General features: G+C 38.4%; 17 protein-coding genes and 2 pseudogenes. 3 read left to right on the top strand and 16 right to left on the bottom strand.

Annotated elements, in window-relative coordinates:
• Positions 1–2 precede the first annotated feature (2 nt).
• The 4 genes and pseudogenes from OWR28_RS09225 to OWR28_RS09210 all read right to left on the bottom strand — a co-directional run bounded on the left by OWR28_RS09225 (position 3) and on the right by OWR28_RS09210 (position 6,507).
• Positions 3–2,897, bottom strand: a complete 2,895-nt coding sequence (locus OWR28_RS09225; protein WP_332386383.1) for a SusC/RagA family TonB-linked outer membrane protein — start codon at positions 2,895–2,897, stop codon at positions 3–5.
• 94 nt (positions 2,898–2,991) lie between these two features.
• Positions 2,992–4,319 (bottom strand): annotated as a pseudogene (gene xylA, locus OWR28_RS09220) (xylose isomerase).
• 106 nt (positions 4,320–4,425) lie between these two features.
• Positions 4,426–5,910: a xylulokinase gene (locus tag OWR28_RS09215; RefSeq protein WP_332386382.1), complete on the bottom strand. Its 1,485-nt coding sequence runs from the start codon at positions 5,908–5,910 to the stop codon at positions 4,426–4,428.
• A gap of 15 nt (positions 5,911–5,925) precedes the next feature.
• Entirely contained in the window at positions 5,926–6,507 is a 582-nt protein-coding gene (locus tag OWR28_RS09210; RefSeq protein ID WP_332386381.1) for an NrtR DNA-binding winged helix domain-containing protein, read from the bottom strand.
• A gap of 723 nt (positions 6,508–7,230) precedes the next feature.
• Between OWR28_RS09210 and OWR28_RS09205 the strand changes: the two genes are divergently transcribed.
• The 3 genes from OWR28_RS09205 (at position 7,231) to OWR28_RS09195 (ending at position 8,743) form a co-directional block, all read left to right on the top strand.
• Complete coding sequence (locus OWR28_RS09205; RefSeq protein WP_332386380.1) at positions 7,231–7,443, top strand: hypothetical protein; 213 nt, start codon at positions 7,231–7,233, stop codon at positions 7,441–7,443.
• 62 nt (positions 7,444–7,505) lie between these two features.
• Positions 7,506–8,117, top strand: coding sequence for a hypothetical protein (locus OWR28_RS09200; RefSeq protein WP_332386379.1), 612 nt, complete (start codon positions 7,506–7,508; stop codon positions 8,115–8,117).
• A 311-nt stretch (positions 8,118–8,428) separates the two neighbouring features.
• Positions 8,429–8,743, top strand: coding sequence for a hypothetical protein (locus tag OWR28_RS09195; RefSeq protein ID WP_332386378.1), 315 nt, complete (start codon positions 8,429–8,431; stop codon positions 8,741–8,743).
• 103 nt (positions 8,744–8,846) lie between these two features.
• On the opposite strand, the gene OWR28_RS09190 is transcribed toward OWR28_RS09195, so the two are convergent.
• The 12 genes and pseudogenes from OWR28_RS09190 to OWR28_RS09135 all read right to left on the bottom strand — a co-directional run.
• Entirely contained in the window at positions 8,847–10,772 is a 1,926-nt protein-coding gene (locus OWR28_RS09190) for an RCC1 domain-containing protein (protein WP_332386377.1), read from the bottom strand.
• Positions 10,773–10,792: 20 nt separating this feature from the next.
• Positions 10,793–11,359, bottom strand: coding sequence for a two-component regulator propeller domain-containing protein (locus OWR28_RS09185; protein WP_332386376.1), 567 nt, complete (start codon positions 11,357–11,359; stop codon positions 10,793–10,795).
• Positions 11,360–11,845: 486 nt separating this feature from the next.
• Positions 11,846–12,466, bottom strand: a complete 621-nt coding sequence (locus OWR28_RS09180) for a TetR/AcrR family transcriptional regulator (protein ID WP_332386375.1) — start codon at positions 12,464–12,466, stop codon at positions 11,846–11,848.
• Positions 12,467–12,492: 26 nt separating this feature from the next.
• Positions 12,493–12,954, bottom strand: a complete 462-nt coding sequence (locus OWR28_RS09175) for a hypothetical protein (protein ID WP_332386374.1) — start codon at positions 12,952–12,954, stop codon at positions 12,493–12,495.
• Positions 12,955–13,096: 142 nt separating this feature from the next.
• Positions 13,097–13,603, bottom strand: coding sequence for a TolC family protein (locus OWR28_RS09170; protein WP_332386373.1), 507 nt, complete (start codon positions 13,601–13,603; stop codon positions 13,097–13,099).
• Between the two features lie 2 nt (positions 13,604–13,605).
• Entirely contained in the window at positions 13,606–14,022 is a 417-nt protein-coding gene (locus OWR28_RS26925; protein WP_494168448.1) for a hypothetical protein, read from the bottom strand.
• A gap of 444 nt (positions 14,023–14,466) precedes the next feature.
• Positions 14,467–17,249: pseudogene (locus OWR28_RS09160) on the bottom strand (efflux RND transporter permease subunit).
• A 138-nt stretch (positions 17,250–17,387) separates the two neighbouring features.
• A complete protein-coding gene (locus tag OWR28_RS09155) occupies positions 17,388–17,603 on the bottom strand; it encodes an efflux RND transporter permease subunit (RefSeq protein WP_332386372.1) in 216 nt (71 codons plus the stop codon).
• A 20-nt stretch (positions 17,604–17,623) separates the two neighbouring features.
• Positions 17,624–18,661, bottom strand: a complete 1,038-nt coding sequence (locus OWR28_RS09150; protein WP_332386371.1) for an efflux RND transporter periplasmic adaptor subunit — start codon at positions 18,659–18,661, stop codon at positions 17,624–17,626.
• 156 nt (positions 18,662–18,817) lie between these two features.
• Entirely contained in the window at positions 18,818–19,714 is an 897-nt protein-coding gene (locus OWR28_RS09145; protein WP_332386370.1) for a helix-turn-helix domain-containing protein, read from the bottom strand.
• A gap of 544 nt (positions 19,715–20,258) precedes the next feature.
• On the bottom strand, positions 20,259–20,579 hold the full coding sequence (locus OWR28_RS09140; protein WP_332386369.1) for a hypothetical protein: 321 nt from the start codon (positions 20,577–20,579) through the stop codon (positions 20,259–20,261).
• Positions 20,542–21,341, bottom strand: an 800-nt coding sequence (locus OWR28_RS09135) for a hypothetical protein (RefSeq protein WP_332386368.1), incomplete at its 5' end; no start/stop codon positions are given. The genes OWR28_RS09140 and OWR28_RS09135, both read right to left, overlap by 38 nt.

The raw sequence follows: 21,341 nt of genomic DNA, 5'->3' as shown, positions 1-21,341 counted from the left end.
TTTTAAAAGGTTAAGTTAAGTCCCATTAAGTAATTTCTTGTGGAAGGGTTGTTGGCTCCTATAACAAGCTGGCGGTTTGGATATCCGCTTACTGCCTGGTTTTCATTTCCAAAAGAGTTTGGTTCCGGATCCATTCCTGAGAACTTATGATAAGGAGAGAATAATACTACAGGATTGGTTACGGTGAAGTAAATTCTTAAGCTGTTGATTTTCAAATCTTTTAAAAAGTCTTTATTGACATTATAGCCTAATGTAATGGTACGAAGTTTAAGGTAAGAAGCATCAAACATCGCTAAAGTAGAAGAATACTTCGGATTGTCACCACTCAAATGACGTCCCGGACGCGGAAAATAGGCACCGGTATTATCTTCTGTCCAGTAATCCACATCCACGTTATTTCCTCTTCCCGTTAATCTGTTAAGATAGCCTGCAGATCCGTAAATAGTACTCACCAGGATTCCTCCGTGCTGGAAAGCTCCTACTGTACTTAGCTCAAAATTCTTGTAGGCAAAGCGCATATTAAATCCTCCCTGGAATTTCGGAGCGGTATCAAAAATCTGTCTGTCATCAGGTCCTATTGCCCTTACCGGAGTTCCGTCGGCATTATAGCCTCCGGTGTAAAGAACCTTGATAGATCCTACCACATCAGCAGCAGTTCCCGGCTCCAGAATGCTCTGATACGGGTCACCAGCCTGCCAAAGACCGATGTATTGATAGTCATACAATGAATTAATATTATGTCCTACAAACCATAAGTTATTGATATCACGTTGTGTTCCGGAAGCAAGTGATAAAATTTTATTTTTATTGGTATAAAAATTAACTCCTGCTTCCCACGTAAATCCATCAGGATTATCAAAAATTACCCCGTTTAAGGAAACTTCCAATCCTTTATTTTCTGTTTCTGCCACATTGGAAACAATGGATGACCAACCGCTTGATGCCGGAAGACTTTTCTGTGTCAGCAGGTCATAGGTATGGGTTTTGTAATATTCCACACTTCCCGTAAGGCGGTTGTTCAGTATTCCGAAATCTACCCCGTAGTTTTGTGTTTTTGAATATTCCCATCCTAAATTCGGGTTTGGCGGCTGGCTTCCGTAAATCCCTGTACTTCCTGCAAGCCCATAATTATAAGGAGCAACATTAAATCTTCCCATCGTAGTGTATGGATCTACTGCCTGATTGGAAGTCTGCCCCCATCCTGCTCTGAATTTAAGGAGATTAATTGCTTTGATATTCTGCATGAAAGATTCGTTGGTAACATTCCATCCTAATGATAATGCGGGATATGTATGCCATTTGTTACCCGGTGCCAGCCTAGAAGATCCGTCGGCACGGAGTGTTGCTGTAAGCATATACTTGTTATCATAGGTATACATGATTCTTCCCATGGCAGAAAGCAAACCGGTTTTCGAATACACCTGGTCGTCAGGTCTTACCGTAATGTCTGCCTGAGGCGACTGTCCCAGGTTATAATACTGGAAAAAGTCTGCAGGGACATTTTTTGCACTCATGTATGAGCTTGTATATTTATTCTGTTCCGCAGAGTATAATGCGACAGCGTTGATCTTATGTTTTCCGAATGTACGGTCGTACGTCAGGAGGTTTTCCAATACCCAGTGATAAGTCTGGTTATTCCCTTTTCCTGCCGCTGACGGCCCCAGAGGGTTTGTATTGAATACTCCCACACCACTGTAGTTTCCGCTGTTTGAGGTACGGAAATCCAACCCTACATTTAACCTGTATTTCAATCCTTTGATGGGAAGGCTGGCTTCTCCGTAAAGGTTATTATAGGATGCAAAAGCTTTGGTTTCATCAATATATTTGTCTGCCAGGCTCTCCAGGCTTTTTCTGGTATAAATCCATGTCTGATCGATACCTCCTGCGGTGCTCATTACTCTTTTCGGGCTTCCGTCCGCATTGTAAGGATCGGCAATAGGAGAATATCCCAGAACCGCCCCCGGATTTACTCCGTTTCCTTCCGAAACGGAATAGTTTGTATTGGTTGTAAAACCAAACTTAAAGACAGATCCTACCTGCTGGTCAATCGCCATTCTCAGGGCAAATCTTTCGTAACTCTGAACAGGAATTAACGCATTTTGTTTAAAATAGGATAATCCCACATTATAATTTCCGCCTTCTGTTCCTCCTGAAACCCCGATGTCGTGGCTGGTCATCATCGCCGGCTTATAAAACAGGCTTTGCCAGTCCGTATTGACGCTGTTGTTTTCATCAGCCCCGTTTGAATACAACGGTGTTGTATTTCCTGCAGGAATGGCATAAGCACGCAGCTTTGCAAACTGAGGGCCATCCATCATCGGATATTTTGAAAACAAAGTCTGAACTCCTGTAAAGGTGTTATAGGTGAATTTAGGTCTCTGCCCTTTTGCTCCTCTGTTGGTGGTAACGAGAATAACACCGTTTGCTCCTCTTGACCCGTAAATGGCTGTAGCGGAGGCATCTTTCAGGATGTCAATACTTTTGATATCACTTGAGCTTATGTCTCCCAGCGATCCCACAAAAGGAATACCATCCAGTACGATCAACGGGTTATTATCCCCTGTCAGGGATCTTGTTCCCCTGATACGGATCTGCATGGCAGCACCCGGCTTAGTGGAACTTTGCGAGATATCTACCCCTGCCGTTCTTCCCTGTAATGCCTGGGTAATGTTGGCAGAGGGTACTTCACGCAGGGCATCTCCTTTTACAGTGGCTACAGAACCTGTTACAGCTTCTTTTCTCTGGGTTCCATATCCTATCACAACAACTTCATCTATTTTATTTTCTTTAGCTACTGTATCTTTCTTAACCTGTGAATATGCTATGCCGGAAGGCAATAAAGTCATTGCAAAGAATAATGCGGCTCTATTGCTTTTATTGAAATAAAATCGGTTCATAATTATTATTTTAGTATTAGTTGTTGAATAAAAGGCTGTTTAATAATTATAGTGTATAAAAATCCTTAGTGTTTATAAGCCTTTTATTTTTTTATTATATATACATATTCACGATAGCCTCAAACAATTCCTGTTTTCCGCTTTTTGGCTGTGGTTCGCCGATTTCGTGAGCGATTCTCTGCAGATCTTCCAGGGTAAGCGAGCCTTCTTCAAATGCTTTTCCGTTTCCGTTATCAAAAGAAGCATAGCGGTCTGTTCTCAGTTTTTGTAATCCGAATTTTCAAGAATATCAGCTGCTGCAAGAAGACCTTTTGCAAATACATCCATTCCTGAAATGTGAGAAATGAATAGGTCTTCAGCATCAATAGAGTTTCTTCTGATTTTAGCGTCGAAGTTTACTCCTCCTGTTCCCAGACCTCCTGCCGGAAGCAGTACCAGCCATGCCTGAACCATATCATAATAATCGATCGGGAACTGATCCGTATCCCAGCCGTTCTGGTAGTCTCCTCTGTTGGCATCAATACTTCCTAAAAGTCCTGCATCAACAGCTACCTGAAGCTCATGCTCGAATGTATGTCCTGCCAATGTAGCATGATTCACTTCGATATTCAGCTTAAAGTCTTTGTCTAATCCGTAATGTCTCAGGAATCCGATTACGGTTTCAGAATCATAATCGTACTGATGTTTGGTAGGCTCCATTGGTTTTGGTTCAATCAGGAAAGTCCCTTTAAAGCCCTGCTGACGTGCATAGTCTCTCGACATGGAAAGGAAACGTGCAAGATGATCTTTTTCACGCTTCATATCAGTATTCAAAAGACTCATATATCCTTCTCTTCCGCCCCAGAAAACATAATTTTCACCACCAAGCGCTATCGTTGCATCTATTGAATTTTTAACCTGCGTTCCTGCGCATGCCACTACATCAAAATTCGGGTTTGTAGAGGCTCCGTTCATGTATCTTTCATGGGTGAAAACATTCGCTGTTCCCCATAAAAGCTTAATTCCTGTTTCCTGCTGCTTTTGTTTGGCGTATTCCACAATAGTCTGCATATTCTTCTCGTAGTCTTTCCAGTTATTCGCTGGGTCTACCAGATCAATATCATGGAAGCAGTAATAGCTGAAGCCCATTTTAGACATGAATTCAAAACCTGCATCCATTTTGTGCATTGCTCTTGTTACCGGATCATTTCCGATATCCCATGGGTGGTGGATGGTAGGTCCCCCGAACGGATCACTTCCGTTTGCACACAGGGTGTGCCACCATGCCATCGCAAATCTGGTCCAGTCTTTCATAGGTTTTCCCATCACGATCTTTTCCGCATCATAATAGCGGAATGCCAACGGGTTCTTACTCTCCTTCCCTTCAAACTTAATTTTTTCAATACCCGTAAAAAACTCTTTTGTACCTGTTAAAGTGTTCATATTTATTTGATTATTTTTTATTTATTTTTAATTTTTTGCGTAGAGCTCCCCTTCTCACTGGTTCTTAAGAGTCAGTAAGAGGATGAAAAATACTGTTGTAATGGTCCTAGATTATTTCGTTAAGATGATGTTTCCATCTGCCATAAGCTTCTAAATATTGTTCCCGTTTTTCGTGTTCAGGCTCTATCACCGCTATCTGTTCAAGTGAAGAAAATGCTTCTCTGGAATCTGAATAAAATCCTATTCCCATTCCGGCAGCTCTTGCTGCTCCTACCGCTCCATCGGTATCATAAAGTTCAATGACCGCATTGCTCACACTGGATAGCGACTGGCGAAAAATTGAACTTAAAAACATGTTGGCATTTCCTGCACGGATGACCTGGATATCCATTCCGATATTTCTCATGATATCCATTCCGTATTCATAAGAGAATACAATACCTTCCTGCGCCGCACGCAGTATATCTCCTTTAGTATGTATATTGAAATTAATTCCGTGAATAGAACAGCTTGTATCTTTATTTTCCAGCACTCTTTCTGCTCCGTTTCCAAAAGGAATAATACTTAACCCTTTTGAACCGATAGGTGAAAGTGAAGCCATATCGTTCATATCCCCGTAAGAAGAAAGTGAGGTTGCAAAATTGTGCTTTAACCATGAATTTAAAATACCGGTTCCGTTGATACACAGCAAAACCCCGAGTCTGATCTGTTCCGGTGTATAATTGACATGGGCAAATGTATTTACCCTTGATAATTTATCATATTCCAGCTGATCCAGAACTCCGTATACCACTCCTGAAGTTCCTGCTGTAGAGGCAATTTCTCCCGGATTAAAAACATTCAGGGAAAGCGCATTGTTGGGCTGGTCTCCCGCTCTGTAAGAGATAGGCGTACCTTCTTTCAAGCCTAGTTCTTCCGCTGCTGCTCTTGAAACTGTTGCCTGAATACCAAACGTGGGAACAATTTCCGGGAAAAAACTTTTAGGAATTCCATAATAGTTAATGATATCTTCCGAGATACAGTTGTTCTTAAAATCCCAGAAAATTCCTTCTGATAACCCTTCAATGGTCATTCCTATCTGTCCGGAGAGTCTCATGGCAATATAGTCTCCGGGAAGCATTATTTTGTCTATCTTTTCAAAAATTTCGGGTTCATTTTCTTTTACCCACGCAAGCTTTGATGCTGTAAAGTTTCCCGGTGAATTTAAAAGATGGGAAAGACATTTTTCTTCGCCTATGGTTTTAAAAGCCTGCTCACCATAAGGTACAGCACGGCTGTCACACCAGATAATTGAAGGTCTTAAAAGGTTCTGATCTTTATCTACCAGAATCAACCCATGCATCTGCCAGGTAATTCCGATTCCTTTGATATCTTCAGCATGTACCCCAGATTCATGCATGACAGCTTCGTGCGCCAATTTCAGATTGGTCCACCAGTCAACTGGATTTTGTTCTGCCCATCCCGGATTTATAGCAGTGATTTTCATTTCTTTTTTGGGAGAAAATTCAGAAGCAATCACTTTTCCACTGGATGCCTCGATGAGACAAACTTTCACAGAAGAACTGCCAATGTCATAGCCTAGTAAGTACATAATATTTAAAAAAGATTATTTTATAAGTTTTGTATTGTTTTTCTTGTAAATCTTAGCATCAAACCTGTAATATCTTGCGGCACGGTGTGATACATCTTTTTGGATTTCGTCCAAAGGAACAATATAGGGGAATGAAGATATTTTTTTATGGAAATTCTTTATATCAATATTTTTTTCGCTTAAAGCGCTGTACAGCTGATAAAGCTGTCTTATGGTGAATCTTTTCGGCAGCAGCTCGAAAATAATGGAAAAATCGGATTCAATCCATTTTCTGATCTCAATCAGGGATTCACTGATAATCTTGTTATGGTCAAACGGCAGTATCGGCACCTCATCAACAGGATACCAGTCTACAGTATCATATTTTGTACTGTTGATCTTATGGTCTATTTTACAAAGGGAAAGATAAGCCACTGTGATGATCCTGTCTATATGATGCTTGTATTCCTTATCCATCCATTTTATATCATGTACGTTGCTTGCCCTCATAGGATCCGCAAAGCACCGGAACTGTTTAAGAACCATTTTCTTTATTCCCGTAAGCTCATGAAGTACCCTTTGTGCGGCATCATCTACATCTTCATCGCTAAAGATCAAGCTTCCCGGCAGTTTTCTTGTTTTTCCAGCGGGATATCATCAACATGGCGTTGTACTAATAAGATATTCAACCGGTTTTCATGGTCAAATCCAAATACAACACAATCTACAGAGACATAGGTATGAATAAAGTTCTGATTCATTAGTTTGTTAACATTTTGGTAACATTACAAATATAAAAATTCATCTGAATAAAAAATAAATCCGCCATTATCTACTGCTTATCAATACATTACATATCGATTTTTTATGATATCAATTGTATAAAAATTATGATAAGGTTATCATTAATTTTACACTTACCATTTTCATAAGATATGAATTCACAATTAATTGCAATCATAATCAGCTTCAAAAAAATCTGAATTTTCAGAATAAATATTATGATAAGAAGAATTAATTTTTTTTTCATTTTGCTTGAAAAAAATGTAAAAAACACACTTTTTATTAATAAAACGCCACCAAAAATGGATTTTTATTTACCATTTTCCATGCCCTAACTGCAAATAATTACGAAACAATTAACTTAAACACTAATATGATGAGATACTGTGAACAGGAAAATTCATAGTCTGCGAACCCTTAAAATCATGGCATGCTTTATGCGTAAATACTAAGTTTATTCCACTAAACGGTAATATCTGTCTTAGAGGTTTCCGCTGTAAGCTTTAAGTTTAAACAGGTAAAATAAAACTGAAAAACATAGCTGAAATATTTCCGGGAATGGCAAAAACTACTGATGGAAGCAGACCGGAAGGGCTTATTGCACCCAGACTTACCGGAGACCAGATTAAAGCAGCAGATAACCAGTATACAACGGATCAAAAGGGAAGTATTGTCTACGCCACTTCTGCAGTAAATTCCGTATCTCCAAAAACAATAAACATTACAGCTGAAGGATATTATTTTTTGATGGAGCAGCATGGCAGGAAATAAACACTGCAGATATCAATATATACAAAGATAACGGAGTGCTTCTATCTGACCGGGTGGTAACAATGGCTGATAAAACTCTTTCTTTCACTTCTTCTGCCACTACCGGAACCAGTCATTTTCAGGCAGATAATACAACCTTGAATGTAGATGCCGTCAATAACAGAGTAGGTTTAGGTACAGCAGTTCCAGCGGCAAGATTGGATATCAACAACGGAGCAATTCCGGGAGCGATTAAAATTACAGACGGAACCCAGGGTGAAGGAAAGGTGCTGGTTTCTGATTCAAACGGTATCGGTACCTGGCGTGATACTACCGGTTCCGCCCTTATAGTTAATTCAACAACAGGTAATAGTGTTAATATTGTAGGCTCAATGACCTATGTGAGGGCAAGCGCTGTCGTTACTGCCCCCGGATACTATATTGTTTCGCCCCGCCTTATTACCAACAAAAGCCCGGCAGGCTGCGGAGCCTTTATTGCTTACAATCTGAGCAAAAGTGCAACAGCATATGTAAACCCTTCCTTTCCTTCCCAGGATATTCATTTGGCTACCGGCACGGGAGGTTTTGATTTTATTTATACTTCCAATATAGCTTACCTGACGGCCGGAACTTACTATATGCAGGTGATGTGCTGCAGGCTGTACTACGAATACATCCAGAAATACGTTTGCTGAAAACAGTTTCACCCTGACTTTGTTAAAATAATTGTACCTATTTAAACGATATTCAAGCGTACTTAAAAATTTATTTTTCTTTAATAAGGTTTCTTCTGCATTTACAAATCAAATGTGGGAGATTTTTTCAGGGATATGTGAAAGAATAAATTCTTTTTTAATTTACAATTAGCATCCGATATACCAATATCCTTTTCCGCCGAATGTCTGCTTGTGATTGCTGTGTTATGATCATACTCATATAATTGCAGAAGTTAAATATCGAAATTTGATTAAGCTCAGGAGCCCAATAACCCATTATGAAATATGTTATGAAAAATCTAATCTTATCAATGGCAGCCACCAGCTGTATTATTTTAGCCTGCAAAAAGAACAATACAGAAAATAATATCTCTGTTACCGATTCTGTCAATACCCACCGCAATTATTCTGACACAGCGGTTTCAGCAGCTTCGGATACCCAGAAAAGCGGCAAAACAAGTCAGGACAGCATTAATACAAAAACTCACATTGGAGGAAGAAAAACCAGCAATAATAATACAGGTAATGCTACAGGCAATATCAATGCTGCCGTATCTGACAGTGCACACAATGTAGAAGGCAAAGTACAACGTGTAAAAAAGTGATATTTGATAAAAACAATACCCTGCTGTTACAGCAGGGTATTGTAGTTTCAGTTTTGTTCTCAGAAAATAAAAGTTCTTTGAAATTACTGCCTTAAACTACTCTTTAACGTTTGATTACTTTTACCGTTTTTACAGTATTGTTGGCAGCATTTACTTTTACCATATACACTCCTGACGTTAAAGCAGAAAAGTCAACTGTTCCTTGAGCATTATTGATAGTTTCAACAAGAACCTGTTGTCCAGCTGCATTGTAAACCACTACAGACAGGATATTTTTATCGGATGAAACGTTGAGACGATCAAGTACCGGATTCGGGAAAACTTTCATATTTTCAGAGGCTATCGAAATTTCTTCAACGGCTAAATTACTTACCGGACATGCAAGCTGGGTAAATGCAAGTTTTTGAACGTTCGTACCATCGCCGATCTGGCCATAGTTATTAGCTCCGGATACTTTTAAGATACCGTCATTATTTACCGATAAGGTATGCCATCCTCCCGTAGAAAGGATTATATTCGTATTGGCACCCAGGCTCACCCAGTTTGAAGAGCTTACAGAAGTATTATTGCCAAAAGATCCGGTGGTATTATTTCCACAGGCAATCACGGTGCCTGATATTGTAATGGCCATGGTATTGAAGCTTCCTGCAATAACTTTTTGAATTCCATCAGCGGCTAAATAAGGGGTAGATCTGCTAGCGGTAGTTCCATCAGCCAGCTGACCAGATTCGTTGAAGCCCCAGGTATAAATAAGCCCGTTTGTTTTTCTTGCTACAGTGTGTGAATTCCCTGTAACCACATCCGCCCAATCGGTACTGGTTCCAATCTGTTTCGGCACCATACGGTTAGTTAAAGTACCATCGCCCAATTGTCCATGCCCATTGTATCCCCAGGCCCATAATGTACCGTCCGTCTTTACTGCCACTGAATAAAAACTACCGGCAGCAATGCTTTTCCAATTGGCTGTCCCTATTTGAACAGGTACAAGTTTATCAGTAGTTGTTCCGTCTCCGAGACCTCCGTTTATATTCATTCCCCAGGCCCAAAGCGTTCCGTTTGATTTCAGACCTAAATTATGACTGCCTCCAACTGCAATATCTTCCCAGTCTGTAGCTGTCCCTATTTTTGTAGGAGTTGTTCTGTTGGCAGTTGTTCCGTCTCCTAAATACCCGAACTGGTTATTTCCCCATGCCCAAAGGCTTCCGTCTGTTTTGATAGCAACACTATATTTCTCACTTGCAAAAACTTTTTTCCAATTGGTTTCTGTTCCTATCTGGACTGGATTATTTCGGTTAATATTGGTTCCGTCTCCCAATTGATTATTGCTGTTATTACCCCAGGCCCAAAGCGTTCCGTCCGCTTTTATTCCCAATGAATGAAGATATCCTGCACTTACTGTTTTCCAGCATCCCGTCTGGGCAGGAAGTGTAGTAAAAGCTCCTCCCGGAACCCATGTACTCTGACTGGTAACGCAATTTGCAGTGACCCACCAATAGTAAGTCGTGTTAGGAAGTAAATTGGCAATATTCGCAGTTGTAGAAGAGCTGGCAGTAGCTGAACCTGTCATTGTAGGACTGGTGCTGTAAACATAATAATACCCTCCGTTAGGTGCCGATGTTGAAGGCAGCCAGTTAAGGGTAGCAGAATTAGATGTGATATTAGAAGTATACAGCTGGGTAGGTGGATTGCAAACGGTTGCGGCTGGTGTCATTTTTACCAGACCAAGCTGCAGTGTTCCCAGCCAGATAGTTCCTGAAGATTGTGTTCTGACAGCACTAAAATAGTCGTCAGGCAAACCTGAATTTGTATTGGTTTTGGTATAGGTCGTACAATTTGTAAAGTTTTGCAGGCCTGCACCATTAAATCCGATCCATACTTTGCTGCTACTGTCAACATCTAATGCATTGGGATTGTATCCTGCCAGACAGGAATTATTCTGATAAATAAATGTAACGTTAGTTCCACTTGTCGTTAAAGTAATTAAACTATCAGATCCTTTTACATAAATGGTATTGTTTGCAATCCTCAATATTTTTTGAGTTCCCTGGGCTACAAAATTAAAATCAACACCATTAAATTTGTATAATACTCCCCATTTGTAACCCAGATTCCGTTATTACTGTCAGTTGCTACTGAATTTAAATTTGATACTGAATTATAAGTCGTCCAGGTAGTACCATTGAATTTTGTAAGACCTGCAGGTGTTACAACCCAAAGGTTATTTTGCCCGTCAACCGCTATATCGATGATCTCATTGCTGGGAAGTCCCGAATTAGACGTGGTATAATTGGTCCAACCTGTACCATTGTATAAGATGATCCCATTAAATTGAGACGCGATCCATTTTCTGTTCTGGCCGTCAATTTCAATTTTTAGAGTTGCATTAGATGCAATACCGGAATTCGCAGTATTATAGTTGGTAAAAGCGGTTCCGTTAAAAGAAGAAACACCGTTGTAAGTAGCCAGCCACAATAATCCATTGGTATCTGTTTTAATGTCAGCAATATAATTACTTCCTATTGCTGAATTTGAGGTATTGTACGTCGTGTACGTATACGTCTGCGCCAATGCAGAAAATGAAATACAAATTAATAGTAAAAAATAAAGTTTTTTCATGGTTTTTAGTAAAATAATTCTCTTCATGTTTAAGTTTGCTAATGTTCTTCCTACTCGTTTAGCTTTTCGGTTCCGCTTTGTTTACATGGTTTCTGAACTCCCAGAAAGTTCTGCTTCAGAAATAATCAGTAAGCCATACCGATAGATACAGCTTATATTTCCAAAGAAATTTTCAGGGTCCGATGATGTTCTTAATTGTTGGAAACAATCAATGTGGATGGAATAATAAAATAAAATCCAGGATAGTTTTTTTCATGGTGTAATTAGTTTTTAGTTAACAAATGAAATTAAGTATGATTTCACATTGTATTCTGCAAAAATATACCTTTCTTACGGATATTCAAATAATTAATTCGAAATTACCTATTTGTGGTATTTTCTTACACACAAAAACTATCCACTAAGGAATGATGCGGTAGCTTTTATTGAATGGAGTATATATTTCTATTATGTTCTTTATAAGGAAAAAAGATTTAATTTTAATGATTATGTACTATTTCTAAACAATATAAAACAAAAGCAATCTCTGCTGTGATCAAAAAATAAATTTTCAATAATTATTCTTTTCTGGTGTTCCAGAATATTATGCTTTTCAGACTGTTCAATAACGTGTGTCTTTTGCAGCAATTCCAATAATATGAAAGGATGTGCCGTAAGAGAAATCATATTGATGATAAAATGAACAGGATTATCATATCGTGTGATAATTTTTGTATTGATCGCCCTCTGTATTTCGGATGAAAACTGCATGATATCATTATGGAACTCATCAGTGTAAGTATCAGACTTCCTATTTATACGGCTTAAAAGGTAAAGGTCTGCGAATGGATATAAAGAAAGTCTTTTGTACGAAGTAGAGATATACAGTTCCACTTTTTCCCGTATAGGTAAGCCAGATGTGATCCAGCTTTTCCCTTCTTCCATAAATTCTGCAATCATTTCATTCTCTACAACTATAAATAGTTTTTCACGTGTTCTGAAATAATAATGTAAAGTACTTTGGCTGATGCCTGCATTATCAGAAATTTCTGAGAGCAGTAAATTAAATTTTCCTTCTCCGAAAATTAAGGTTTTTGCAGACTGCATTATTTTTTGTCTGGTGGTCATTTCTATAAGTTATTTTTAATGATGAACTAAAATACAGCAGGGCTATCAATCAAATTATTCTTAAATTTCCTGACCATTGTCTCATCAATCATCATTTTAATATCTTCAGGAAAATTTTTTGCGATAGCCCTGCCATAAATCAGATACCAAAAAGGAGATAAAATACCATGCATAGACAGGGTTACAATAATATCCACACCATCTTCCAACCGTACATGATAGTATGAAATGAATAGATTATTTAATGGAAATACCAGTAGATAAACTATTCTTTTCCCTAAGTCATCTCTGTTAAAAATAACCATACCTGACTGTGGAAGTATTCTGTTCTTTAAGTGAATGCCATTTCCGGAGGAGAAACTCCCGTTTTTTGAAGAATATTCAATATTAAAATCCCATTGATCCCACTTCCCTATTTCTATGATAAGCTGCCACATCTGATCAAAGGTAATTTTATTGGAAAACGATGAATACACGTTATCATCCATTGGTATTGTTTTTAGTTAAAATATAATTTCTGTCGGGCGTGGGTTTACTGTTCCTGATGGGATAATAAGCCTCAGAGACTGATCATTTGTAAAATATGCTGCAATATGTTTACTGTTTTCCGTCATCTGATTTCTTTTTAAATTAATATTCCCCGATTGCTTTTTTATAGGCGGCTTCATTTATCTTATATTCTGTCTGGGCATCAATAATATCGGTATTTGCCTGCTGCCACAGAACCTGGGCTTTTAATACCTCTTCCCCTATAACTGTTCCTGCATCAAAACGGTCCTGATTCAGTCTTAGATTTTCTTCTGCCTGTTTTTTTGATTTCTCTGCCAATTCAATTTTTTTGACAGATTGGTTAAGGGACAGCCATGCACTTTGTGCCTCCAGCTCAAGCATTTCTTTTGTTTCTTCCAGTTCCTCTTTCTGCGCCTGGGTTTTATAATATTGTTCCTTTACTTTCTGTTTTCTGGCTCCCCAGTCATAGATGGGAATATTTACAGAAAGCACTCCCACAAAGCCTTTTACAAGATCTTTTCCATTAACGGGATCCGCATGTTTACCCAATCCGGCAAAGCCATACCCGGAGAGGGCAACTGTCGGTTTCCGGTCTCCTTCCAGTAGCTTTTCCTGTATCTCATTCACTGTTACTGATTTTGATAAAATCGAAATCTCGGGTCTTTTGTAATGGAGTTTTTAATATCGGTCTGACCCACCAAACCGAAATTCCCATCAAGGGTATTGTCTATATCAAAATCCGTGTCTGTACTTCCGATAAGCTGGGCAAGGCTTAATTTAGCCAGCGTTAATCCATCATTGGCCTTGGTAAGGTTTAGTTCTGCTTCATTAAGCTGGACCTCCACTTTCAGAAGGTCATTTTTATAAGTAAGGCCTGCATCATAAACATTTTTCAAATCTTTTCTTAAGGAGCTCAGCAGACGGATGTATTCTTTTGCCAGTGCTACTTTATTTTTTACATTAATAATCTGCCAGTAAGTCTTTTCAGCCTTTAACAGCACCTCATCTTCTGTAAGGTTTTTCTGATCTTTCTGGATATCTACCAATACAGATTTCAGGGCAGTGGCATTTTTAATTTTTCCCCTGCATATAATACCTGGGTAACCGATAAGGATGTATTTCCCATCACTTCAGGAAAAAGCGGTTAATGGCTCTGTGAAATAGGTTCCCGTAACACTTCCTTCCAGTGTAGGCTTATTGGAAGCTTCTGCTGCTGCTTTTGCGGCCAACGCCGATTCTATATTATTTTGTGCTTTTTTAAGCTTTTTATTGTTTTGAATAACTAAAGATTTGATTTCTTCTAATCCTAGTTTTCTTTCTGTGCCTTTACGGTGACAGCTTGTCCAGAAACTATCAGAAAGACGAGCAAGACTTTTTTTATATTCATTGGTTTAAATTTAATTTTGAAAAATCTACCCCATACCTGTTGTATCCGGCAATTCCAACAGGAAATGAGGCAGAACTGAAAATAAAAGGAATCTCTAAAGCATTTAATGAGCCGGCTTTGGTTTGTATAAAATTTCATCTTCACCGGACTGATCTTCCGGTGCTTCCTCTTTCACCAAAGGATCTTTAAGCAGCTTATAATACATGACCGGTACTACAAAAAGGGTCAGGATCATTGAGAATATCAACCCGAAAGCCAAGACACTTCCTAAAGGTGCCCACATCGGAGATTTGCTGATAATCATAGGTACAACTCCCACTGCTGCAGCTGCTGAAGTAAGGAAAATAGGACGCATTCTTCTTTTGCGGCGGCAATAGCTGCTGCTTTGTGCTTATAACCATGTTCCCTGATCAGTTCATCAGCATAATCAACCAGAATAATTCCGTTACGTACCACAATCCCTATGAGACTGATAATCCCCATAAAGCCGGTCATTCCTAAAGGGTTGCCTGTAATATACAATCCGAAGAAGGCACCGAACAGACTTAAAAGGAAAGTACATAAGATAATCAATGATTTCCCAAGGCTTCTGAACTGGAATAAAAGAGTCAAAAAGATCAGTATCAGGCTGACACTCAAGGACAGTCCCATTCCCGGAGCATTTTCCTCACTGGATTCTGCGTCTCCTCCGTATTGAAGTGTAGTTCCCGCAGGAAGCTGTAATGCATCAATCTTAGGCTGTATATTTTTTAAGATTCGTGAAGGTTTTATTCCCATCTGTGCCTCTGAGTAGACGCTTAATAATTTAAGCCCATTTCTCCTGGTCAAAAGACCTGTGTGCCATTCCGGTTCCAGAGAAGCTACTTCTTTCAGAGGAATTTTAGTTCCATACACAGAAGTGATGTGTAAATTCTGAACAGCCTCCAGATCTCTTCTGCTGGCAGAGTCATACCGTACGAAAATATCAACAGGCTTGTCTCCTTCCCACATGGTTGATACGGAATATCCTTTCAATCCTGCTCCCAATGTCTGGGTAATCATCTGGCTTGTTATCCCCAGCCTGTTAGCCTTTACATCATCTACATTCAGTTTTACGCCCATATAGTCAGACTCATTACTCAGCCTCACATAGTTCGTCCCTTCCGCCTCTTCCAGAATCTTCTTTACCTGAAGGGCCGTTCTTTTCTGATCAGCTTCATTGTCGCTTATAATTCGTATGTCAATAGGAGATCCTTCCTGGAAACTCAATTGTTTTAATTTAACAGCTCCATCCGGTACAAAGTTTTTTAACTTGATCAAATATTCTTTTACCATTTCATCGGTTTCTTTACTTCCGGAAGTTGTGATGAAAACCTGTGCAAAATATTTTTTGGGAGTCTCCGGAGCATATGATGTATGAAATCTTGGAGAACTCATTCCTACAAAGCTTGTCATATTAACGACCCTCTTATCTTTCTTCAGGAGCTCTTCCAGTTTCTTTACCTGTGCTTCTGTTTTATCCAGTGAAGAGCCGTTAGGCATCCAGACCTCCATATTAAACTGGTTTCTTTCACTGATCGGGAAAAACTCACTGTCTACCTTATTTCCTGCTAAAAAGAACGCTGCAAAAACAGATAAGACGCCAATGGCCATTGTTACTTTAGGCCATTTAAATGCCTTCTCCACACCTTTGTCAAAGATGGTTTGAAGATGATCTAAAAGGCTCTTCTTCAAAGGCCTGTCACTCATTTTGTGCTTCAGTCCCTTTTTGATAAATATATAGCATGTGTAGGGAGTAAAAAGAAGGGCGATAAACATTGAAGTTAATAATGCTATCGCGACGGTCACAGGCAACGAAACCATAAAGTCTTTGGCAATCCCTTCCATAAAGAAGGCCAATGGAGCAAAGGCAAAGATAATAGCCATTGTCGCTGAGAAGATAGGAATAGAAAGCTGTTGTGCAGCCTGCCAGGCAGCAGTCCACGGAGTAACTCCTTCGTCAAGTTTTTCTATATAATTATCTACCACCACTATGGCATTGTCTACAACCATTCCCAATACGATAATGAGTGCAGCCAGTGTTACCTGATGAAGTTCCAGGCCTACAATCTGCATGATTCCAAATGTAATGATCACTGAAATTGGGGCAGCAGCAGAAGCTACCGCAGCCACCCGGAATGGTAACAGAAGCATCACTACAAGAACTACAGAACCAATCGCCATCCCAAACTCCACCATAAAATGGCTGATACTTTCACGCACAACTTCCGGCTGATCAACAATGGTATTCATCTTGATATCAGGAGGGAAAGTTTTCTGTATCTCAGCAATTCTTTCATCAACCTCTTTACCGAAAGCAACAATATTATTTCCTGGCTTCATATCAATGGTCAGAACCATTGCATTTTCATCTCCAACTTTTACAAATGATGATTTTTCCTCAAAACGTCTTTCTAATTCAGCAACATCTTTAAGGCGTACAACAGCTCCCGCAGGAGTGGTATAAACAATCTGATTACCTATTTCGGCTTCATTTTTATACCGGCTGTTGGTATAGACAGGAATAATATTATTGGATCCCATTGACAGCTCACCGGAATATCCTGTAACATTCTGCTGCTGTAATGCTCTCATTACAGTTGAAACATCAAAACCATACTGCTGAAGTTTCTGATCATTGATCTTAATATAAATCTGCTGTCTCTGCCCTCCGGACCTGTTGATTTTGGAAACAGTTGGAATAACTTTTAATCCATCTTCCAGTTTATCAATATATTTTTCAATTTCAGCATACGATCTTTCTTTGGATGATACCGAAACAATCATCGCTGTAACATCTGCAAAATTGCTGTTTATAAAAGGGCCGATAACTCCTGCCGGCAGTTTGGAGCGAAGGTTTGCGTCCATATCAAGCTGCAGGGTATGCCAGAATTTCTTACGGTCTTTGACTTCTGCAAAATTTCTACCGTCAGAAAAACCTGACCTTCTTTAACTTCCGTTTTTACCTTTTTCTTTTTGATTTCCTCAAAGGAAAAAGATATTGTTCTATTTTTTAGCCACTTCCTCTTCAACCTGATGCTCATCAGCACCGGGATAAAAAGCATATACCATGGCAGTCGGCATTTCTATTCTGGGGTTCTCACTTCTTGGCATATTCTTTAATGAAAATATTCCCATTATCATCAGCAGTACAACCAATACGATCACTACCTGCTTATGTTTCATAGCAGCTTCCAGAAAATGCATTTTTCTTTTGGTCATTTCTTCTATTTTTCGATTGATTAGAATGCTATTCTGCTGCCGTCAGTTAATTTGGTTTGTCCCTCAACAATAAGCTTATCACCTTGCTGCAAGCCCTTTGCAATGACGACCTCATTAGAACCGGCTGTTCCCGTTATCTCTACTCTTTTCTTAAATGCTGTATGGTTTTCTTTAGCCAGGTATACGTAGCTCACATTGTCCGGATCCCGCACAACAGCCTGGGCCGGAATAATAATAGAAGGAATATTCTCACCGGTGTTGAGATTCAGATCGGCAATCATTCCGGGCATCAGCTGACCACCCGGATTTGAAAGCCTTATTTTCACCTTATATGTCTTGGAAAGATTATCTGCCTGAGGATTAATAATGGTAATTGTTCCGTTCAGTTTTTTATTTAATGCCGGAACTGTAATTTCTGCCGGCGTTCCTATCTTCAGGGTTCCTATTTCATTTTCTGTCACAGACGCTGTTGCATATACGTTGTCTGTTTTTACAATATTAAAAACGGGAACTCCCGGGGCAGCATATCCTCCGGCCTCAGTTAATTTTTGAGAGATTATTCCGGAAAATGACGCATACAGCTTTGTATCCTGTAAATTTTTAATTGCAGATTCTCTGTTTGCTTTTGCCTGTGCAAGTGCAGTTTTAGCAGAGATATAGTCTCTCTCTGGAAGGCTTTGCTTCTTATAAAGCTGATCCAGCCGTTTAAAATTGTCCTGGGCCTGTTCCAGACTTGCATTGGCAACGGCAAAAGCATTTGAATAAGTATTCTGCTCAATAACAGCCAAAAGCTGCCCTTTGCTGATGCGTTGTCCTTCCTGTACATTGATGCTTACCACTCTTCCGGGAACATTAAAGCCTATAGAAACAGAATTATCCGCTTCTATATTCCCACTGTATGTTAAATTTTGAAGTTGATGGGTTAGCTGGACAGTCTGTATGGAAACCTGCTGTGAAGATACTTTTTTCTCTGTATTTGTTTTGTCATTGCTTTCGCAGGAGTATAACATCAATACAGAAAACATACTTAATGAAATACTTCTTAAATTAATCACCATAATTTTTTGAAATTTATATTTACCGGTCAGCACAACTCTATTGGCTGATTCTGCAAATATCCATCAGTAAAAAATCAAAAAAAGGTTACTTTTCTGCCAAAACTGGTCTATTTCGATACTAGTGAAAATATATTAATGATCCGAAAGTACTCACATTTACAAAGCAGAATTCTGTTGTTTCCGAAATTCTTTGGGTGAGACCTTCATTTTCTTTTTGAAGAATTTTCCGAAAAAAGACTGATCACTGAAGTGAAGCTGATCAGCAATCTGAGCAACTGTCCATTCTGAATTCTGAAGCAGATCCCGTGCCTCTATTACTACAGCTTCTTCAATAATATCGCTTGCCGTTTGCCCTGAAGCTTCTTTTAAAACTTTAGAAAGGTATCCCGGAGTCACAGCTAATCTGTCTGCATAAAACTGTACGGAACGTTCTTTTTTACAATGAGAGGAAAGCAGGGTCATAAAATTTTGAATCAAGGATTTCTGTCTGCTCGTTCTGGGGTGATATTTCTCCTCCGCCAGACTGTGCAGAACCCTGAGCTCCAGAGCAAGTGCGTTGAAATAATGATAAATCCTTTCCATGGCATGAAGCTGTTCCCGGTCAGAATTCAGTTTATGCAGATTATCCGTAAGGTTCACAATATTTCTGCTTTCATCGGAAGATAAAGAAATAACAAGCGTACTGTTGTCTGAAAGCAGACGTACAATATTGATATCGTTATAGTTTTTTAAGTTTGAAAAAGCGAAGTCGTCTGAAAAAGCTATGGCTATACATTTTATATTCTTCGTAATATTGATAATGTGAGTATAGGACTGTGAAGGAAGGAAAATAATACTATTGTTACTAATGTGGTTCATTTCCAGATTAATATTAATTTTCATTTCACCTTCCAGTAAAAGCAAAAGAGCAGAATTATCCGTTTTGTAAGGATATGAAATAGGATTCTCTTCAAAATACCGGTCTATATAATGAACATGAAAATCACTGTGCGGATCTTGTTCACCCAGAATTTCAAGAATTTCCTTATGGCTGTGAAAAGTTGCTTTTTCCAAAATATTTCTTTGGTACAAAATTAAATATTACAGCTGTTACTCAATACCATTTGACATCTCTATTTTTTATTATTTAGCGTTATCGTGTCGATACAGGAAAAGAGTTTTTTATGTGTATATCCCAATAAAAAAGCCCCTAAATAAGGGGCGATAAGTGACCTTACCAGTACAAAACTCGAACTCTCTCCTAGAGGATTTAAGGCGATTATGTACTCTTGATACTTGATATTTAATCAGATGTAATCTTCTTAAACACTTTTATGACCTTGCGAGATGTTAAGATAATATAAATTACATTTTCTCACTATATAAACCTATTAAGAAACTTTCTTCATGGTAAGATTCTTCCAACTAACTTATAACTTCCCAATTACCTTATGAACATTATTAAGCCTTATTAATTTGTACTTAGAATTGTCTAAATCTTCTATTAGGATATCCAAGTCAATTTTTTCGTTTTCCTCATTGTGAAGAGGCTTATCAATAGAAGTGAAAATTATGGTCTGTTTCTTCGTTATTTCAGATGTAGTTTTAAAAAGTGATTTTAGCTACTCAAATTTGTCCGGTGCTGTCCTGGTTCATCAAAAATTATGACACCGGGATGATTAGTTCCATTATTCAATAAACCTATTGTATAAGCCCAAATGTTTCGAACAAAGTCTGAAGCAGAAGAATTGATACGAATTGATTGAGGTATAGTATCATTTCTATGATTCTTATATACTGGAAAATATTTAAATGGTTCTTTTCTATTTATTGAAATTTGATATTTTTCATTACTCTCGTAACCAAATCCAAAAAGGTAATCCTTATATTGAGTTTCAAAATCAGATAATTTTACTTCGTCCTCCTTTTTCTGATTCATCCAAATTTGCAATTTCTATGGTATTATTGTGATATTTATTGGCTAATGCTTCCAGTTCATTTTTTAGCTCTGTAATAGATTCTTTAAGTAGTCTTAAACTTTCGATTTCTCTTTCTAACTGAAGTTTTTTTACCACTTCTGATTCTGAAAAAGCTCTATCATCTGCGATCAAATCTTTTGAAAGTGATTTTATTAATATTTCCTTTTGCCGAAGCGAATTTTTAAAATATTGTAAAAGCGTTTCTTTTTCACCTACAGTCTCCTTCAAACTTCCAATAGAAGACTCAATAATTTTCTTTTGACTTTTCAAAAAGTTGGTATTCTCTTCTAGAGTAAGTTGGGGAATTTTTATATTATTTGTAGAAATAAGATCAGTTGTAACTTCCTGAGAGCAAGTTGGGCAATGATTTGCTCCCCTCTCATTGATGATGTTTTCACTAAAAACTTTTTGTAGATTGATATGGTCCTTAATCTCGGACTCTACAATGCTTAATTGTTTATTTATGCTTGCAAATTGTTGCTTTTCGATTCTTAATTTATTCTCAAATCTTTCAATATAATCTTTGAGTTTAAAATATTCATCCTTTTGTTTATTAAATTCTAATACAGCTTCTTCTCTGTTTTCTTTTATAGTGGAAAGCGGTCTATTTTCTAATTCCTCAACAATTGTAATTCTTTGACTGAGAAATTCATCAAAGCTAATTTTTTCATCTTCTGAAGTAGAAAAACAAAATATTAATCCTATCAATCTCAGCTTTGTCT

Source organism: Chryseobacterium sp. 1B4 (assembly GCF_036631475.1).
Classification (GTDB): domain Bacteria; phylum Bacteroidota; class Bacteroidia; order Flavobacteriales; family Weeksellaceae; genus Chryseobacterium.
This window is presented reverse-complemented; position numbering and strand designations above follow the sequence as displayed.